Origin of the sequence: Actinomadura sp. KC345 (genome assembly GCF_004348515.1) — a bacterium.
Taxonomy (GTDB): Bacteria; Actinomycetota; Actinomycetes; order Streptosporangiales; family Streptosporangiaceae; genus Spirillospora.
On the sequence record NZ_SMKH01000206.1, the window covers coordinates 1 to 14567 of the forward strand.

Below are 14567 nucleotides of genomic sequence, written 5' to 3' on the forward strand. Positions count from 1 at the left end.
GAGCAGCAGCGGGTCGCGGTGGCACGGGCCGTGGTGGGGGAGCCGGATCTGCTGCTGGCCGACGAGCCGACCGGCAACCTCGACTCCACCGCGGGCACCGGCGTGCTGGAACTGCTGGACGAGCTGAACCGCGCGGGGACCACCGTCGTGATCATCACGCACGATCTGGAGGTCGCGGCCGGGGCGCCGCGCCGGGTGAGGATGCGGGACGGCCAGATCGTGGCCGATGAGCGGGCGGGGGACGGGAGCCGATGAGCGCTTCACTGACGCCCGCGCGGCTCAGCGCGAGCGATGTGCTGCGGGTCGGGCTCGGTGGGTTGCGGGCTCGTCCTACCAGGGTGGTGTTGTCCGCGCTGGGCATCGCGATCGGGATCGCGACGATGGTCGCGGTCATCGGGATCTCGTCGTCCGGCAAGGAGGATCTGCTGCGGCGGCTCGACCGGCTCGGCACGAACCTGCTGACGGCGAAGCCCGGCGACACCCTCTTCGGCGAGAAGGCCGAACTGCCCGAGGGGGCGCCGGAGATGGTGCGGAGGATCAGGCCCGTCACGGCGGTCGGGGCGACCGGCGCGGTGGACACGACCGTCCGACGCACCGACAGGATCCCTGAAGAGATCACGCACGGGATCGCGGTACAGGCCGCCACGATCGAGCTGCTGGGCACGCTCGAGGTGGAGACGGCGAGGGGCGAGTGGCTCAACGCGGGAACGGCCCGCTATCCGGCGGTGGTGCTCGGCTCGGAGGCGGCCGAGCGGCTCGGCCTGGACCGGGTGGGCGGGCAGGTGTGGATCGGGGGGCGGTGGTTCACCGTTCTCGGCGTCCTGCGGCCCGCTGACCTGGCGCCCGAGATCGACCGGTCGGTCCTCGTCGGCTGGGCCGCCGCGGAGGGGTACCTGGGGTTCGACGGGCATCCGACGACGATCTACGAGCGGTCGACGGACGCCTCGGTCGACGATGTCCAGAACGTCCTCGCCCGGACGATCGATCCCGAACACCCCGAGGAGGTCGAGGTCAGCCGTCCCTCGGACGCGCTGGAGGCCAAGGCCGCGGCGGACGGAGCGTTCACCGGGCTGCTGCTCGGGCTCGGGGCCGTCGCGCTGCTGGTCGGCGGGGTCGGTGTCGCCAACACCATGGTCGTCTCGGTGCTGGAGCGGCGCCGCGAGATCGGTCTGCGCCGGTCGCTGGGGGCGACGCGGGGGCAGGTGCGGGCGCAGTTCCTCGCCGAGTCGCTGCTGCTGTCGGCGTTCGGCGGTGCCGCCGGGGTGGTCCTCGGCGCGGCGGTGACGGTCGGGTTCGCGCTGTGGAAGGGCTGGCCGCCGGTCGTGCCCGGGTGGGCGCTCGGCGGTGCACTCGCCGCCACCCTGGCGATCGGGACGGCCGCGGGCCTGTATCCGGCGATGCGCGCGGCGCGGCTGCCGCCGACCACGGCCCTCGCGGCCGTCTGACTCTGGCGACGCTTTGCCGAACCGGGGCATGATTGTGAGGGCAGACGACGTCCCGCCCGGGAGGTGCCTCCACCGCCATGCCGGTGCCACGCCCGCTGCGCGAACGCTGCCGGGAGTTCCTCGGAATCGACGCGGCGATCCGCTACATCTTCCCCGCGACCTCCTACGGCGGCGGCGCGGGGTTCATCTTCGTCGTGACCGACGACCAGGTCACGGTGATCTCCACCAGCCTGATGAGCCGCAGCAATCCGAAGACCGTCTGGGGCAGCTATCCACGCGGCACGCGGATCGGGCCGCTGGAGACGGGTACGGGCGCCTCGTTCGAGTTCGCCGGCGTGGTGTTCGAGGTGGACGACGAGTACGTCGCGGTCGTCAACGCGGCCGACGCCGAGGTCTTCGACCGCGGCAGCCTGCCCAAGGACCCCCTGCCGGACCTCTAGGGCCGCGTGTCCCCGAGGGAGTTCACCGCCAGGCGGCCTCGCGCTGGCGGGCGAGGGCGGTCAGCGTCTGGTTCACCGGCGCCGTGCGGCCCGCCTTCGCCGCCTCCCGCGGAACCGCACCGTTGATCACATCGATCTCGCTGGTCCGGCGGGCCTCGTGGTCCAGCAGGGCGGAGGGCTTGGCGCCCGGCATCCGGGCGGCGAACTCGCGCACCAGCTCCACGGGGTCCGCGACGTCGACGGCCACCCCCCGCCACCGGGCGGTCTCCCACGCCTCGGTCGCCGCGGCCTGGCTCGTCAGGGCCAGCTCGGGGTGGTCACGGATCTCGCCCACGGTCAGCCCGGTCAGGGCGCACGGAGCGCTGTAGGCCACGTTGCAGATGAGCTTCTCCCACTGCATCGCGATGACGTCGTCCACGGCCTCCGCGTCGAACCCGGCCGTGCGCCAGGCCGCCGCGACCTCTTCGACCCGGCCGGGGGGCAGCGAACTGTGGGCGCCGAACCTCAGGGCGCGCATCGCGTTGTGGTGCACACGGCCCGGTCCTCGCAGGCCGGCGCCGAAGCCGCTGGCGATGCCGATGGCCAGGCGTTCACCCCCGACCGCGTCGGCCACGACATCGGCCGAACCGAGGCCGTTCTGGATGGTCAGGACGGTCGTCCCCGGCCGCTGCAGTGGTGCCAGGCTCGCTGCGGCCCCCGGTACGTCGGCGGCCTTGACGGCGAGTACCACGAGGTCGACGGGATCGTCGGGCACGCCGGTGTGAGCCGCCACGGCGGCGCGGAACTCCCCGTCAGGCCCGGTGACGTGCAGCCCGTCGCGGGCGATCGCCTCTACATGGGCCTGCCACGCGTCGACCACCGACACCTCGTGGCCCGCGCGGCTCAGGCGCGCGGCGTACACCGATCCCATGGCGCCGCAGCCGACGACGCAGATCTTCATGAGGCCATCTCCTTGAGGAGGGCGGTGATCTCGTCGCCGAGGCCGGGCTTGGCCTCCAGGCCGAACCCGGGCGCCTGGCCGGGATGGATCAGGCCGCCGGAGAGGCGGCAGTCCGGGCTGTAGCCGCCGAAGGGCTCGAACACCCCGGGATAGGACTCGCAGCCGCCCAGCCCCAGACCGGCCACGATGTGCAGGTTGATCAAGTGGCCGCCGTGCGGGAACGCCTGGGACCTGCTGACGCCGTGCGCCTCCATGGCCTCGATCATGCGCGCGTACTCGGTCAGCCCGTAGCTGAGCGCGGCGTCCATCTGGAGGACGTCCCGGTCGGGCCGCACCCCGCCGAAGGCGAGCAGGTTGCGCACGTCCTGGAGGGAGAAGAGGTTCTCGCCGGTGGCGAGCGCGCCCGGATAGGCCTCGGCCAGTTCCCGGTGCAGCGCGTAGTCGAGCGGGTCGGTCGCCTCCTCGTACCAGCGCAGGCCGAGACCGGCGAGGGCCGTGGCGTACGCCATGGCCTGGTCCCGGTCGAAGCGCGCGTTGGCGTCGACCGCCACCCCGCTCCCGTCGCCGATCACCTCGACGGCCGCCTCGACGCGGGCCAGGTCGCCGGGGAGCGGCAGGCCGCCGATCTTGATCTTGACGGCGGGGTAGCCCTGGTCCACGTAGCCGGCGAGTTCGTCGCGCAGCCGGTCCAGGGAGTCGCCGGGGTGGTAGTAGCCGCCCGCGGCGTAGACCGGCACACCGGTGGGCGCGGGCCGCCGGCCGAAGGCCCGGGCGATGGTGGCATGGGCCGGCTCGTCGTGGTGCTTTGCCAGCAGGTCCCACACCGCGAGCTCGACGGCGCCGGCCGCCGCGGCGCGGTCGCCGTGCCCGCCGGGCTTCTCGTCCCGCATGGCGCGGTCGAGCACGCGGGCGGGGGAGAGCAGCCCGGTCGACGGGTCGAGCAGGGACTCGGGGTCGGCGGCCAGCAGCCGCGGGATCATCCTGTCGCGCAGGATGCCGCCCTGGGCATGGCGCCCGATCGAGTTGAAGGCGACACCGGTGAGCGGACGCCCGTTCCGGCGTACGTCGCTCCGCACGGCCACCAGGGAGACGGTGTGCTCGGCGAAGTTCACCACGGAGTTGGCGATGGCGCCGTGGAGGGGGACCGCGACCTCGCGGACGTCGATGATGCGCATGGGTCCTAGCGTATGATCTAGACTAATCGAATTGTCTAGTCTAATGAGGTGCCCGGAATCGGGGCCCGGTGGGGGCCGGGGCTGCGGCGGAGCGCCCCCGCCCGGCTTCTGCGGGCCACAATGTCCCTTGGCCCGCGGACGGCGGGCCCGAGGGCGGGAGAACGATGAGGCGTTACGAGGAAGTCGCCGAGGAGTTGGTCCGGCAGATCCAGTCGGGACGCTGGCCCATCGGTGGGAGGTTCGCGCCCGAGGTGGACCTGGCGGCGGAGTTCGCCGTGAGCCGGGGCACGATCCGGGCCGCGCTCGACATCGTGGAGGAGCTGGGCCTCGTCTCCCGCCGGCCCCGGCGGGGCACCCGCGTCGAGCGCCTCAAGCCGCACTCGGTCTTCGCCCGCTCCCTGCATTCGCTGGACGACCTGACGCAGTACTCCGTGGAGACGGACCGCCAGGTGCTGTCGATCGCCGACGTGGTCATCGACGAGGTCGACGCCCGGGTCCTGGGCTGCCGCCCCGGGCAGCGCTGGACCAAGATCCGGATGCTGCGCATCGATCCCGCCGACGACGGATGGCCGCTGTGCTGCACCGACGTCTACCTCGAACCCGAGATCGCCGAGGCCGTCGGTGACCAGGTGCTGGACCCCAAGCGGCTCATCTCCGAGATGGTCGAGCTGGCGACCGGCCGCACCGTGCACACCATCGAGCAGCGGATGCGGGCGGCGACGGTGCCGGACGCCATGGTCGACCTGCTGCGCACCGCCCCCGGTTCGCCGGTGCTGCAGATGACGCGGCGTTACCTCGACCGCGCCGGGCAGCCCTTCGAGATCACGGTCTCGATGCACCCCGCCGAGCGGTTCGAGTACGCCGTCGACCTGGAGCGCGACCGCGGCTGAAGCCGCCGGGCGGCCGCGGCGGCCCTGGCTTATTAGTCCATACCTTTCGAGGAAAAGTCTGGTGGCCAGAAACACATTCTGTTACGGTGCCGGTGGGCCACCCCCACGAGAGGAACACGATGGGCACCAACTCCGAGTTCGAACTCCAGGGGCTCTGTCACCTCGCACTGGTCTGCGAGGACATGGAGCGCACCGTCGACTTCTACACCAACGTCCTCGGCATGAAGCTGAGCAAGACGATCCGGCTGCCCAACGGCGGCCAGCACTTCTTCTTCGACATGGGCGGCGAGCAGTTCCTGGCCTTCTTCTGGTTCCCGAACGCGCCCGAGCGGGCCCCCGGCGTCGCGTCCGCCGCGGAGCTGCCGGGCCTCGGCGACATCGCCACGGCCCACGGCTCGATGAACCACGTCGCGTTCAAGATCCCGCTGGACAGGTTCGAGGAGTACAAGGCCAAGCTGGACGCCAAGGGGGTCCGGACCGGTCCCGTCCTCGAGCACGACGACAGCCCGCGCGGCGTGGCGGAGAAGTACCACGAGGGCGTCTTTGTCCGTTCGATGTACTTCTTCGACCCGGACGGCGTGCTGCTGGAGTTCGCCGCCTGGACGCGCGAGCTGAACGAGGACGACGTCAATCTCGCGCCGATGACCGCCGCGGGGGTCCCGGCCGGTGAGGGGGTTTCCGCATGAGCGGGGAAGCGATGGTGGAGTACGCCGAGAAGTTCTTCCGGCTGGTCGAGTCGGGCGACATCGAGGCGGTCTCTCGGCTCTACCACGACGACGTGACCGTCTGGCACAACTACGACGACGTCGACCAGACCAAGGAGGAGAACCTCGCCGCCCTGGGGAGCCTCTCCAGCCGCTACGACAAGTTCGGCTACGCCCAGCCCCGCCACGTCGCGCTGGAGGACGGCTTCCTGCGCCAGCACGTGATCGAGGTCGAGCGCAACGGCACGTCGGCTTCGATCCCGGCGATCCTGCGCGTGTACGTCGAGGACGGCAGGATCCGGCGGATCGAGGAGTACTTCGATCGCAGCAAGCTCGAGGTCGTCATCGCGGCCTGAGCGCCGCATCCGGCCCGGTGCCGGTTCGGGGCGGTGTCCGGGCAGGACACCGCCCCGAACCATCACGGGCCGAGTCCGTCAGGGCCCGCTCAGGAGAAGATGCTCCGGCTCTGTTCGGCGAACCGCAGCAGGTCCTCGGCGACGGCGACCTCGGTGAAGTCCTGCCTGCGGTGGCTGGGCGCCGAGATGCTCACCGCGTAGCGGGCGCCGGCGTGGGTGCCGAGCGGCACGGCCACCGCGATGACCCCGTCCTCGCTCTCCTGCAGCCCGGTGGCGTAGCCCCGCTTGCGGATGCGGTCCAGCTCCTCCAGGAGCGCGGTCCGGGTGCACAGCGACTGGGGGGTGAGCGCCTCCAGCTCCTCCCGGGGATAGAGGGCGACGACGGCCTCGTCCGGCAGCAGCGACAGCAGCACCTTCCCCGAGGCCGAGACGTGCGCCGGGAGGGTCTTGCCCATCCGCGACACGACCCGCACGGCCCGGTCGCTCTCCACGGCGTCGACGAACGACACCAGCGACCCGTCGAGGCGCGCGAGGTGGACGGTCTCGCCGTAGTTCTCGGCGATCTCCTCCAGCATGGGCCGGACCTGCTCGCGGACGTCGATCTGCCGCAGCACCGAGAAGGCGACCTCGGTGAGCGCGGGGCCCGGCTCGTAGGCCCGTGAGCTGCTCGACTGCCGGACGAACCCCCGGTACTGCAGCATCGCCAGCACGCGGTGCGCGGTGGAGGACGCGACCGAGAGGTACTCGCTCACCTCGGTCAGGCGGAGGCTCTTGCGCTCCCCGAGGAGCAGCAGGATGCGCAGCGCGTTGTCGACCGACTCGATCGGGTACTGCGGCTTGCGAGGCTGGGCGGGGGAGGAGCTGTCCACCCAGCGGATCTTATCCGGGGACGCTGCCATCGGTTCTTCCCTCTCGCTGCTCGGCGAACGCCGCCATCGCCCGCTCCCGCGCTAGAAGCGCGCGGCGACCCAGCCGGCGATGGTGTCGGCGACCGTGTCCCTGGCGCCGTCGGGCGTCAGGAAGTAGTGGTCCCCGGCGTGGTCGCGGCGGGTCTTGTCCTCGGCGGCGAGGGCGCCGGCGATCCGGTCGGCGTCACTGGGGAAGACCCCGGTGTCCCCGGTGGGGTTGATGACCAGTGAGGGGACCGTGATCTTCGTCAGGTTGCCCTCGCCGCGGCAGGGCGACTCGCTCAGGCTCCACATGTTGAGCCAGTTGCGCACCGTCGTCTCCCCGGCGATACCGCGGTCGCCCCGGTTGGCGGCCTCGACGAGCCCACGGTAGCAGCTGTTGGGCTTCCGGTCGGTGGGCTCCAGGGCGGGGTCGACCATCCTCGGATCGGCCCACGTCCGGGGCACGGTGAAGTGGCGGTCGTGGTAGCCCGCCTCGGTGAGCCGGGCCAGCTCCGCCTTCGCCCAGGCGGTGATCCGGTGGTTGCGGTCGACCTGCGCCCGCCGGTAGCGCTCGATGAACTCGGCGCTGTACGGCGGGCCGTTCTCCGGATTGAACAGGTCGAGGGAGGGGTCGGTGGCCACGGGGTCGAACTCGTCCACCACCGCGGCGTCCATCCAGGCGGTGAGGACGTCGGGGCGGCCCAGGTGCGCCGCCAGGGACACGTAGCCGTCGGCGGGCGGCAGCTCGTCCACGCCCGGGACGGGCTCGTGGTCGATCGGGGGCCGCAGGGTCGGGTCGACGGCCTGCGCCTGGTAGGCGGCCATCAGGGAGCCGCCCCCCGAGTTGCCCAGCAGGACGACCGAGTCGACCCCGGCTTCCTCGCGGAGCCAGCGCACGCCGACGCCGATGTCCACCAGCGCCTGGTCGAGCCGGAAGTTCCACTCGTAGCCGCGGAACCGGGTGTTCCACCCCAGGAAGCCGATGCCCCGCCGGGCCATCAGGTCGGCGAGGTAGTGCTCGGCGAAATCGATCTGGTAGTGGGTGGCGATCATCCCCACCTTCGGGCGGGCGCCCTCGGGCGCGTGGTAGAGGCCCTGGCAGGGGTGCCCGCCGGCACCCGCCCGCGGGGCGCCGGCCGAGGGACGGGAGATGAAGGTGCGCGTGATCATCGGACCGCCGTTTCCATCCTGCCCGCGGCCACGTGGCCGCGGAGCTTCTCGAACAGGACACCGATGCGCTCGGTGGCCACCGGGTCCGTCAGGTGCCCGGCCTCGTCGAAGCACTCGGGGGCGAAGGGCATGACGACCTCGGGGCCGGCCATCACCGGCGACTGGGAGAAGACGAACATGTTCCTCAGCTCGAACTGGCCCCGGGCGGTGCCCAGCCGTCCGGGGGAGGTGCCGATGAGCGCGACCGGCTTCTCCTGGAGGACCGAGGCGCCCAGGGGGAGGGAGATCCAGTCGAAGGCGTTCTTCAGCACGCCCGGGACCCCGCCGTTGTACTCCGGAGTGGCGATCATCAGGGCGTCCGCGGCGGCGATCTCCGCGCGCATCCGCGTGACCGCCTCCGGCTCCCGGCCGAGCAGGTCCTCGTTGAAGAGCGGGAGCCGTCCCACCAGGTCGCTGATGGCGACCGTGACCCCGTCCGGGGCCAGGCGCGCGGCGGACTCCAGCAGCAGCCGGTTCCACGAACGCTCGCGCAGGCTTCCGGCGATCCCGTAGACGGTGATGTCCGCCGCGCTCACAGTGCTCCTCCCAGGTAGGCGTCGATGACGGCCTCGTCGCGGACGACGTTGGCCGGGGCGTCGAGGGCGATGCGGCGTCCGAAGTCGAGCACGCAGATCCGGGTCGAGATGCCCATCACCACTGACATGTCGTGTTCGACCAGGAGCATCGTGATGCCGAGGTCGGCGTTCACCTCGCTCAGGGTCGCCGCCATCTCGGCGGTCTCCTCGTGGTTCATTCCGGCCACCGGCTCGTCGAGCAGCAGCAGCCGCGGCTCCATGCACAGCGAGCGCGCCAGCTCGACCCGCTTCTGCACGCCGTGCGGCAGCGGGCCGACCGTCTGCTGCAGCAGGCCGCCGAGCCCGAGGCGGTCGGCCACCTCGGTGACCTTCCGCAGTGCCGAGCGCTCCTCGCGGGCACTGCGCCCCCACCGGACCATGCCGGCCACCGGCCCGGAGCGGAGATGCTGGTGCCGAGCCAGGAGCAGGCACTCCTGCACGGTCATGGCCGGGAAGACGTCGACGTTCTGGAACGTGCGGGCGATCCCGGCCTGCGCGATCCGGTGCGGGGCGCGCCCCAGGATCTCCCGTCCGTCGAACCTGATGCTCCCCGCCTGCGGGCGGTAGATCCCCGAGACGCAGTTGAACAGCGTGGACTTGCCCGCGCCGTTGGGCCCGATCACGGCGAAGAACTCGCCCTCGTCGATGGTGAAGGAGACCCCGTCCAGCGCGCGGACTCCCGCGAACGACAGGGTGAGGTCCTCGACCTCGAGCAGCGCGGGGCTCATGAGTCGTCTCCTCGGGAGGCGGCGGGCGGCGCGCCGACGCCGAGGTAGGCCGCCGCGATGTCGTTGTCCTGTTCCAGCTCCGCGGGGGTGCCCTCCGCGGAGACCCTCCCGCCCTCCAGCAGGTAGGCGTAGCCGGAGATCGACAGGGCCATGCGCGCGTTCTGCTCCACGAGCAGGATCGAGGTGCCCTGCTCGTTGATGGACACGATGATGTCGCGGACCTGCTCGACGATCCGGGGCGCGAGCCCGAGGCTGGGCTCGTCCATGAGCAGCAGCTTCGGCCGCGACATCAGGGCCCGCGCGATCGCCAGCATCTGCTGCTCGCCGCCGGACAGGTAGCCCGCCTTGCGGTCCAGCAGGTCGCGCAGGCGCGGCAGCAGGGTCAGCACCTCGTCGCGCGCCTCGGCGAGCGCGGAACCGCGGTAGCGGCGCACATGCCCCCCGCTGGCGAGGTTCTCGGCGACGGTGAGCCCCGGGAACACCATCCTGCCCTCCAGGCACTGCGCGAGCCCGGCGCGGACGCGCCGGGACGCGCGGGCCCCGGTCACGTCCTGGCCGAAGATCTCCACCCGGCCGCCGGTGAGGCGTCCGCGGTGCAGCCCGAGCAGGCCCGAGACCGCCCGCATCGAGGTGCTCTTGCCCGCGCCGTTGGGGCCGAGCAGGCTGACGACCTGCCCCTGGGACACCCGCAGGGTCAGGTCCGTCACGGCGTTCTCGGCGGCGCCGTAGCTCGCGCTGATGGCGGTGGTCCGCAGGGCGGGGGGACCGTCGGGGGCTTTCGGGGCGTTGCCGCTCATGAGGTCTTCCGCCTTTCGCGTGAGCCGCCCAGCGGTGCGCGCAGGCGCCGCCAGACCCGGAGCACGAGCGCCCGGATGCCGTTGGGCTCGAAGAGCAGGATCAGCACGATCACCAGGCCGTAGAGGAAGCCGGACAGGAGCGGTCCCGTGACGCCGCCGTCGGTGCTCGCCTCCTTGCGGACGAAGGGCAGGAAGTCCGAGGCCTGGTTGACGACCTCGGGTATCGCCCGCACGAACAGGGCCCCCAGCAGGGCGCCGGAGACCGTGCCCATGCCGCCGATCACGATCATGGCGATGAAGTCGACCGAGAGCATCAGGTGCCACTGGCCGGGGGTGAAGTAGCCCATGTAGGACACCAGCAGCGCCCCGGAGATGCCGGCGAAGAAGGACGAGATGACGAAGGCGGTCGTCTTGGTCCGGGTCACCGGGACGCCCACGACCGCGGCCGCCACGTCCTTGTCCCGCACGGCCATGAAGGCGCGGCCGAGCCGCGAGTGCTTGAGGTTGTGGGTGAGGAGCATGACCAGCAGCAGGATCGCCAGCGCGAAGTACCACCAGGCCTGGAAGCTGTCGAGGATCACCTGGTCGCCGGACATGACGCCCAGGCTGAGGTCCTGGTCGCCGAAGAGGACCGGCGCCGCCGGGCGCCCGTTCACGCCGCCGCTCAGGTCCGTCCACGTCTCCCACACGTAGAGCCCGATGAAGACCAGGGCGAGGGTGGCGACGGCCAGGTAGAGGCCGCGGATGCGGACGGCGATGGGCGCGACCAGGGCGCCCGCGGCGGCCGCCGCGAGGCCGGCCGCCGGCAGCCAGAGCCACCAGGGCAGGCCCTGGTCGGCGCCGAGCCAGGCCGAGCTGTAGGCGCCGATGGCCATGAAGAAGGCGTGGCCCAGCGAGATCTGGCCGGCGAGCCCGGTGATCACCTGCATGCCGAGCGCGGCGACGGCGGCGATCAGGGTGAGGATGCCGATGCCGAGCCAGAGTTCGGAGCGGACGACCAGCGGAAGCACGAGCATTCCGGCGATCCAGAGGCAGACGCCGACCCGTCCGCGGGTCAGGAGGCCCTGCGGTCGCGGCTGGGGGATCGCGGCGTCGTGGGGGGCCGGCGGGCTGATGGGGATCGGCAAGGCTCAGACCCTTTCGATGCTTCGACTGCCGAACAGTCCGTAGGGCCGGACGAGGAGGACCAGCAGCATGAGGACGTACGGCAGCACGTCGTGCAGGCGGCCCCCGCCGATGTCGCTGAGGTAGTTGGAGCCCAGGACCTGGGTGAGCCCGACGACGAGGCCGCCGACCACGGCTCCCATCAGGGAGTCCATGCCTCCGATGACGATCGCCGGGATCGCGATGAGGGCGAGGTCGCCGATGCCGGGGGAGACCACGCGGGGGAACGAGGCGAGGAAGATCGCCGCGGTCACCGCGAGGAACGCCGCCAGGGCCCAGGAGAGCGCGAACATGCGCCCCACGTCGATGCCCTGGGCCAGCGCCGCCTCCTGGCTGCTGGCGGTCGCGCGCAGGGCCAGCCCGTGGCGCGTCCGCTGGAAGAAGAAGGCGACGGCGGCCAGGATGACGACCGACACGACCACGGTGGCCAGGGCGCTGTCGGGCAGCACGACCGAGCCCACCGTGGTGGTGCCGGAGCCGACCGGTCCGACCGAGTCGTGGCTGCCGACGCCCCACACCATCAGGACGGCGTTGTGCAGCATGGTCGAGATGCCGAGGGTGGCGAGCACCACGACGGTCACCGAGCGCCCGATCAGGCCGCGGATCAGCATCCGCTCGACCACCAGCGCGAGGCCGACGGTGATCGCGACGGCGCCGGCGAAGGCCAGCGGGTAGGGCATCCGGGGCATGAGGAGCAGCACGAGGTAGGCGCCGATGGCCACGAACTCGCCGTGCGCGAAGTTGAAGGTGTGCGATCCCTTGAACATGATCACGAACCCGAGCGCGATCAGCCCGTAGACCAGCCCCAGGGCGACGCCCTGGAAGCCGAGCTGGAGGAAGAGGGTCATCTGGAGATCCTGGGTCGAGGAGGTGGGAATGGGGCCGGGACGCGGGAACTCGGCCGAGCCCCCGCGCCCCGGGGTGTCACTTGCCCCTGGACTCGTCCCAGGACTTGGCGGCCTCGGACTCGAAGAAGCCGGCGACCGGAACCTGGACGCCGTCCTTGCCGATCTTGTTGATGCGGGACTGGAAGCTCACGATCGAGTCGCCGTCACCGAGGTCGATCGGAGGAAGGATGTCGTCGAAGGGGACCTTGAGGTCGGTCATCGCCTTCTTGACGCCGCCGCGGGTGAGGTCCTTGGCCTCGCACGCCTTGCGCAGCGCCTCCACGACGACGGTTCCGTTGATCCAGCCGCCGACCTCGAAGTTGTCCGGCTTGGCGTCGGGCGCGTAGGCCTCGCGGGCCTTGGTCAGCGCCTTGATGCCGGCGTTGTCGTCGTTCAGGGTGCCGTAGCCGCCGGAGACGTAGTAGTCGGCCAGCAGGCCGTCCAGGGGCTTGGCGAGGCTGGAGGACCAGGCGCCCGAGGAGGACACGAACGTCGGCTTGTAGCCGAACTGGGCCGACTGGCCGATGAGGCCGGCGGTCTGGGCGGGGGTGACGCCCAGCATGACGATCTCGGCCCCGGCGTCCTTGAGGCTGTTGATCTGGGCCGTGAAGTCGGTGTCGGCATTGGTGTAGGTCGGCTTGGCGACGACCTTCACGCCCTCGATGGACTTCGCCGCGTGGTCGAGGGCGTCGAGGTAGACCTCGCCGGTCTCGTCGGCCGACGTCACGAACCCCACGTTCACGGTCTTGCTCGCCGAGGCGCCGGCCTTCTGGGCCGCCCAGGTCAGGCCGTTGATCAGCTCGACCTCGAAGGGCGGCATGGCGACGTAGACGTTGGGCAGGTCGAGGGTCTGGGTGTTGATGGACGCCGAGAGCGTCGGCATGTCGTCCCGCTTGATGCTGGCCTGGACGGCGTTCAGTCCGGCGGTGCCCACGAACTGGGCCACCATCAGGTTCTTGGGCGCCGCGGCCCGGTACTGCTGGGTCGTGATCTGCGGGTCGTACTTGGTGTCGCGCTTGTCGACCACGACCTTGCGGCCGCAGATCCCGCCCTCGCGGTTGATCTGGTCCATCTTGGCCTCGACGCCGAGGGAGCCGGCGATGCCGCCCTGGGCGATGGGACCGGAGAAGTCGCTGATGACGGTCACGTTGATCTTGTCGTCGGTGACGCCGGGGCCCATGGCCACGCCGTCGGCGCCGGTCTCGGCATCGCCGGACCCCGAGCCGTTGCCGCATGCGGTCAGTGTCAGCAGTGAGGCGACCGCCACTGCGGTCAGAGGCTTCTTGAGCATGGGGTTCGTGTCCTTCTTGCTCGGGACCCGCGTCTCGGTGACACGGCTCACAAAGATTAGACCAGACTAAACAGAATTAGAAGAGAGAAGCTCTGCAAGTTGGAGAAGCCGTGGCCAGCGCGTTTCCCGGAGGCCGGGCCCGCGGGCACCCGGAACGGCCCCGAGTCAGGTCCGCGCCGGAGCTCGCACCGGGCCCGCGTCGGGGCGCGTCAGGCCCGCCAGGTGAACGTGATCCGCCGCGCCGCGAAGCGCCATCCGGCCTTCGTGCGGACCAGCCGGTCGAGGTCCCGGGGGTCGATGGAGTGGCTGTAGCGCGCGTAGAGCTGGGTGATGTCGGTGATGTGATCGGACAACGCGACTCCTTGTCGAAGGGTTCTGCCGGGTCGGGTGATGCCGGGGGGCGAGGTCTTCCTAGGGCGCCACGGCGTCGAGGAGCTCGGTCACCGACGCGCCGCTCGCGATGGCCCGGCGGGAGGCCAGGGCGCCGCGCGGCCACCCCAGCGAGACCGCGCCGACCACGCGTCCGCCGGAGTCCCACAGGCCGAGGAGGCGCTCGCCGTCCTCCACCACGCGCGGCTCGGCGCCGGTGTCCACGGTGCCGAGCACCTGGATGGTCCGGCCGTGCTGGTCGCTCCACACCATGGGCACGTCGCCCGGCGCCCGCGGATGCCCGGGGTCCAGCAGGGTCGCCGCGATGCACCTGGCCTGCTCCAGGGCGGAGTTCCAGTGCTCGACCCGCCGCCCGGCGGATCCGTCCGCGGCGGCCCAGCGGGCGATGTCGCCGGCGGCGAGGACATGGTCGGCGCCCAGGGCGCGGCCGTGCCGGTCGCAGGCGATGCCGCCCTCCAGGTCCAGGCCCGACCCGGCCAGCCACCCGACGTCGACCTCCGCGCCGATCCCCACCAGCACGTGGTCCGCGCGGAGTTCCTCACCGTCGTCGAGCCGGACCCTGATCCCGTCTGCGCGATGCTCCAGTGTCCGGACGACCCTGCCCAGCCTGAGGCTCACACCGGCCTCGTCGTGCCAGGCCAGGATCCGTTCGCCCAGCCGCCGGCCGACGACCCGGGCGGGAGGGA

17 protein-coding genes and 1 pseudogene are annotated in these 14567 nt (G+C 71.6%); 6 read left to right on the forward strand and 12 right to left on the reverse strand.

Annotated elements, in window-relative coordinates; translation table 11 throughout:
* The 3 genes and pseudogenes from E1281_RS27585 to E1281_RS27595 form a co-directional block, all read left to right on the forward strand.
* Window positions 1-255 (forward strand): annotated as a pseudogene (locus E1281_RS27585) (ABC transporter ATP-binding protein); the annotation flags it as partial.
* The gene (locus E1281_RS27590; RefSeq protein WP_131882635.1) at window positions 252-1445 is read left to right on the forward strand and encodes an ABC transporter permease; all 1194 of its coding nucleotides are present in this window, start codon (window positions 252-254) and stop codon (window positions 1443-1445) included. The pseudogene E1281_RS27585 and the gene E1281_RS27590, both read left to right, overlap by 4 nt.
* A 77-nt stretch (window positions 1446-1522) precedes the next feature.
* The gene (locus E1281_RS27595; RefSeq protein ID WP_131882636.1) at window positions 1523-1885 is read left to right on the forward strand and encodes a hypothetical protein; all 363 of its coding nucleotides are present in this window, start codon (window positions 1523-1525) and stop codon (window positions 1883-1885) included.
* Window positions 1886-1907: 22 nt separating this feature from the next.
* Here the strand turns inward: E1281_RS27595 and E1281_RS27600 are convergent, their stop codons facing one another.
* A complete protein-coding gene (locus E1281_RS27600; protein ID WP_131882637.1) occupies window positions 1908-2825 on the reverse strand; it encodes a 2-dehydropantoate 2-reductase in 918 nt (305 codons plus the stop codon).
* Window positions 2822-4000 carry an enolase C-terminal domain-like protein gene (locus E1281_RS27605; RefSeq protein WP_131882638.1) on the reverse strand — a complete coding sequence of 393 codons (1179 nt, stop codon included), beginning with the start codon at window positions 3998-4000 and terminating at the stop codon, window positions 2822-2824. The genes E1281_RS27600 and E1281_RS27605 overlap by 4 nt, the downstream gene beginning before the upstream one ends.
* 164 nt (window positions 4001-4164) lie before the next feature.
* On the opposite strand from E1281_RS27605, the gene E1281_RS27610 reads away from it, so the two are divergent.
* The 3 genes from E1281_RS27610 to E1281_RS27620 all read left to right on the forward strand — a co-directional run bounded on the left by E1281_RS27610 (window position 4165) and on the right by E1281_RS27620 (window position 5950).
* The gene (locus E1281_RS27610; RefSeq protein ID WP_131882639.1) at window positions 4165-4890 is read left to right on the forward strand and encodes a GntR family transcriptional regulator; all 726 of its coding nucleotides are present in this window, start codon (window positions 4165-4167) and stop codon (window positions 4888-4890) included.
* Window positions 4891-5009: 119 nt separating this feature from the next.
* Window positions 5010-5576: a VOC family protein gene (locus tag E1281_RS27615; RefSeq protein WP_131882640.1), complete on the forward strand. Its 567-nt coding sequence runs from the start codon at window positions 5010-5012 to the stop codon at window positions 5574-5576.
* Window positions 5573-5950 carry a nuclear transport factor 2 family protein gene (locus E1281_RS27620; protein ID WP_131882641.1) on the forward strand — a complete coding sequence of 126 codons (378 nt, stop codon included), beginning with the start codon at window positions 5573-5575 and terminating at the stop codon, window positions 5948-5950. The genes E1281_RS27615 and E1281_RS27620 overlap by 4 nt, the downstream gene beginning before the upstream one ends.
* A gap of 89 nt (window positions 5951-6039) precedes the next feature.
* Here the strand turns inward: E1281_RS27620 and E1281_RS27625 are convergent, their stop codons facing one another.
* From E1281_RS27625 to E1281_RS27665, 10 genes are all read right to left on the reverse strand, one after another.
* Window positions 6040-6819 (reverse strand): IclR family transcriptional regulator, encoded by a 780-nt coding sequence (locus tag E1281_RS27625; protein ID WP_165959132.1) that lies wholly within the window; start codon window positions 6817-6819, stop codon window positions 6040-6042.
* Between the two features lie 81 nt (window positions 6820-6900).
* Window positions 6901-8010, reverse strand: coding sequence for an alpha/beta hydrolase (locus E1281_RS27630; RefSeq protein ID WP_131882643.1), 1110 nt, complete (start codon window positions 8008-8010; stop codon window positions 6901-6903).
* Window positions 8007-8585 carry an NAD(P)H-dependent oxidoreductase gene (locus E1281_RS27635; RefSeq protein WP_165959133.1) on the reverse strand — a complete coding sequence of 193 codons (579 nt, stop codon included), beginning with the start codon at window positions 8583-8585 and terminating at the stop codon, window positions 8007-8009. Before E1281_RS27635 ends, E1281_RS27630 begins: the two co-directional genes overlap by 4 nt.
* The gene (locus E1281_RS27640; protein WP_131882645.1) at window positions 8582-9352 is read right to left on the reverse strand and encodes an ABC transporter ATP-binding protein; all 771 of its coding nucleotides are present in this window, start codon (window positions 9350-9352) and stop codon (window positions 8582-8584) included. Before E1281_RS27640 ends, E1281_RS27635 begins: the two co-directional genes overlap by 4 nt.
* Complete coding sequence (locus E1281_RS27645; RefSeq protein ID WP_131882646.1) at window positions 9349-10149, reverse strand: ABC transporter ATP-binding protein; 801 nt, start codon at window positions 10147-10149, stop codon at window positions 9349-9351. The genes E1281_RS27640 and E1281_RS27645 overlap by 4 nt, the downstream gene beginning before the upstream one ends.
* A complete protein-coding gene (locus tag E1281_RS27650) occupies window positions 10146-11276 on the reverse strand; it encodes a branched-chain amino acid ABC transporter permease (protein WP_131882647.1) in 1131 nt (376 codons plus the stop codon). The genes E1281_RS27645 and E1281_RS27650 overlap by 4 nt, the downstream gene beginning before the upstream one ends.
* Window positions 11277-11279: 3 nt before the next feature.
* On the reverse strand, window positions 11280-12161 hold the full coding sequence (locus tag E1281_RS27655) for a branched-chain amino acid ABC transporter permease (RefSeq protein WP_131882648.1): 882 nt from the start codon (window positions 12159-12161) through the stop codon (window positions 11280-11282).
* Between the two features lie 76 nt (window positions 12162-12237).
* Complete coding sequence (locus tag E1281_RS27660) at window positions 12238-13491, reverse strand: ABC transporter substrate-binding protein (protein WP_165959134.1); 1254 nt, start codon at window positions 13489-13491, stop codon at window positions 12238-12240.
* Window positions 13492-13700: 209 nt separating this feature from the next.
* Window positions 13701-13844 carry a hypothetical protein gene (locus E1281_RS40525; protein ID WP_165959135.1) on the reverse strand — a complete coding sequence of 48 codons (144 nt, stop codon included), beginning with the start codon at window positions 13842-13844 and terminating at the stop codon, window positions 13701-13703.
* Between the two features lie 58 nt (window positions 13845-13902).
* Window positions 13903-14567: FAD-dependent oxidoreductase (locus E1281_RS27665; RefSeq protein WP_165959136.1), on the reverse strand; the 665-nt coding region annotated here is incomplete at its 5' end.

Coding starts and splice junctions, on each gene's coding strand:
- E1281_RS27600 (WP_131882637.1), bottom strand. CDS start 2,825: ATGAAGATCTGCGTCGTCGGCTGCGGCGCCATGGGATCGGTGTACGCC.
- E1281_RS27645 (WP_131882646.1), bottom strand. CDS start 10,149: ATGAGCGGCAACGCCCCGAAAGCCCCCGACGGTCCCCCCGCCCTGCGG.
- E1281_RS27615 (WP_131882640.1), top strand. CDS start 5,010: ATGGGCACCAACTCCGAGTTCGAACTCCAGGGGCTCTGTCACCTCGCA.
- E1281_RS27595 (WP_131882636.1), top strand. CDS start 1,523: ATGCCGGTGCCACGCCCGCTGCGCGAACGCTGCCGGGAGTTCCTCGGA.
- E1281_RS27655 (WP_131882648.1), bottom strand. CDS start 12,161: ATGACCCTCTTCCTCCAGCTCGGCTTCCAGGGCGTCGCCCTGGGGCTG.
- E1281_RS27640 (WP_131882645.1), bottom strand. CDS start 9,352: ATGAGCCCCGCGCTGCTCGAGGTCGAGGACCTCACCCTGTCGTTCGCG.
- E1281_RS27660 (WP_165959134.1), bottom strand. CDS start 13,491: ATGCTCAAGAAGCCTCTGACCGCAGTGGCGGTCGCCTCACTGCTGACA.
- E1281_RS27605 (WP_131882638.1), bottom strand. CDS start 4,000: ATGCGCATCATCGACGTCCGCGAGGTCGCGGTCCCCCTCCACGGCGCC.
- E1281_RS27620 (WP_131882641.1), top strand. CDS start 5,573: ATGAGCGGGGAAGCGATGGTGGAGTACGCCGAGAAGTTCTTCCGGCTG.
- E1281_RS27630 (WP_131882643.1), bottom strand. CDS start 8,010: ATGATCACGCGCACCTTCATCTCCCGTCCCTCGGCCGGCGCCCCGCGG.
- E1281_RS27590 (WP_131882635.1), top strand. CDS start 252: ATGAGCGCTTCACTGACGCCCGCGCGGCTCAGCGCGAGCGATGTGCTG.
- E1281_RS27610 (WP_131882639.1), top strand. CDS start 4,165: ATGAGGCGTTACGAGGAAGTCGCCGAGGAGTTGGTCCGGCAGATCCAG.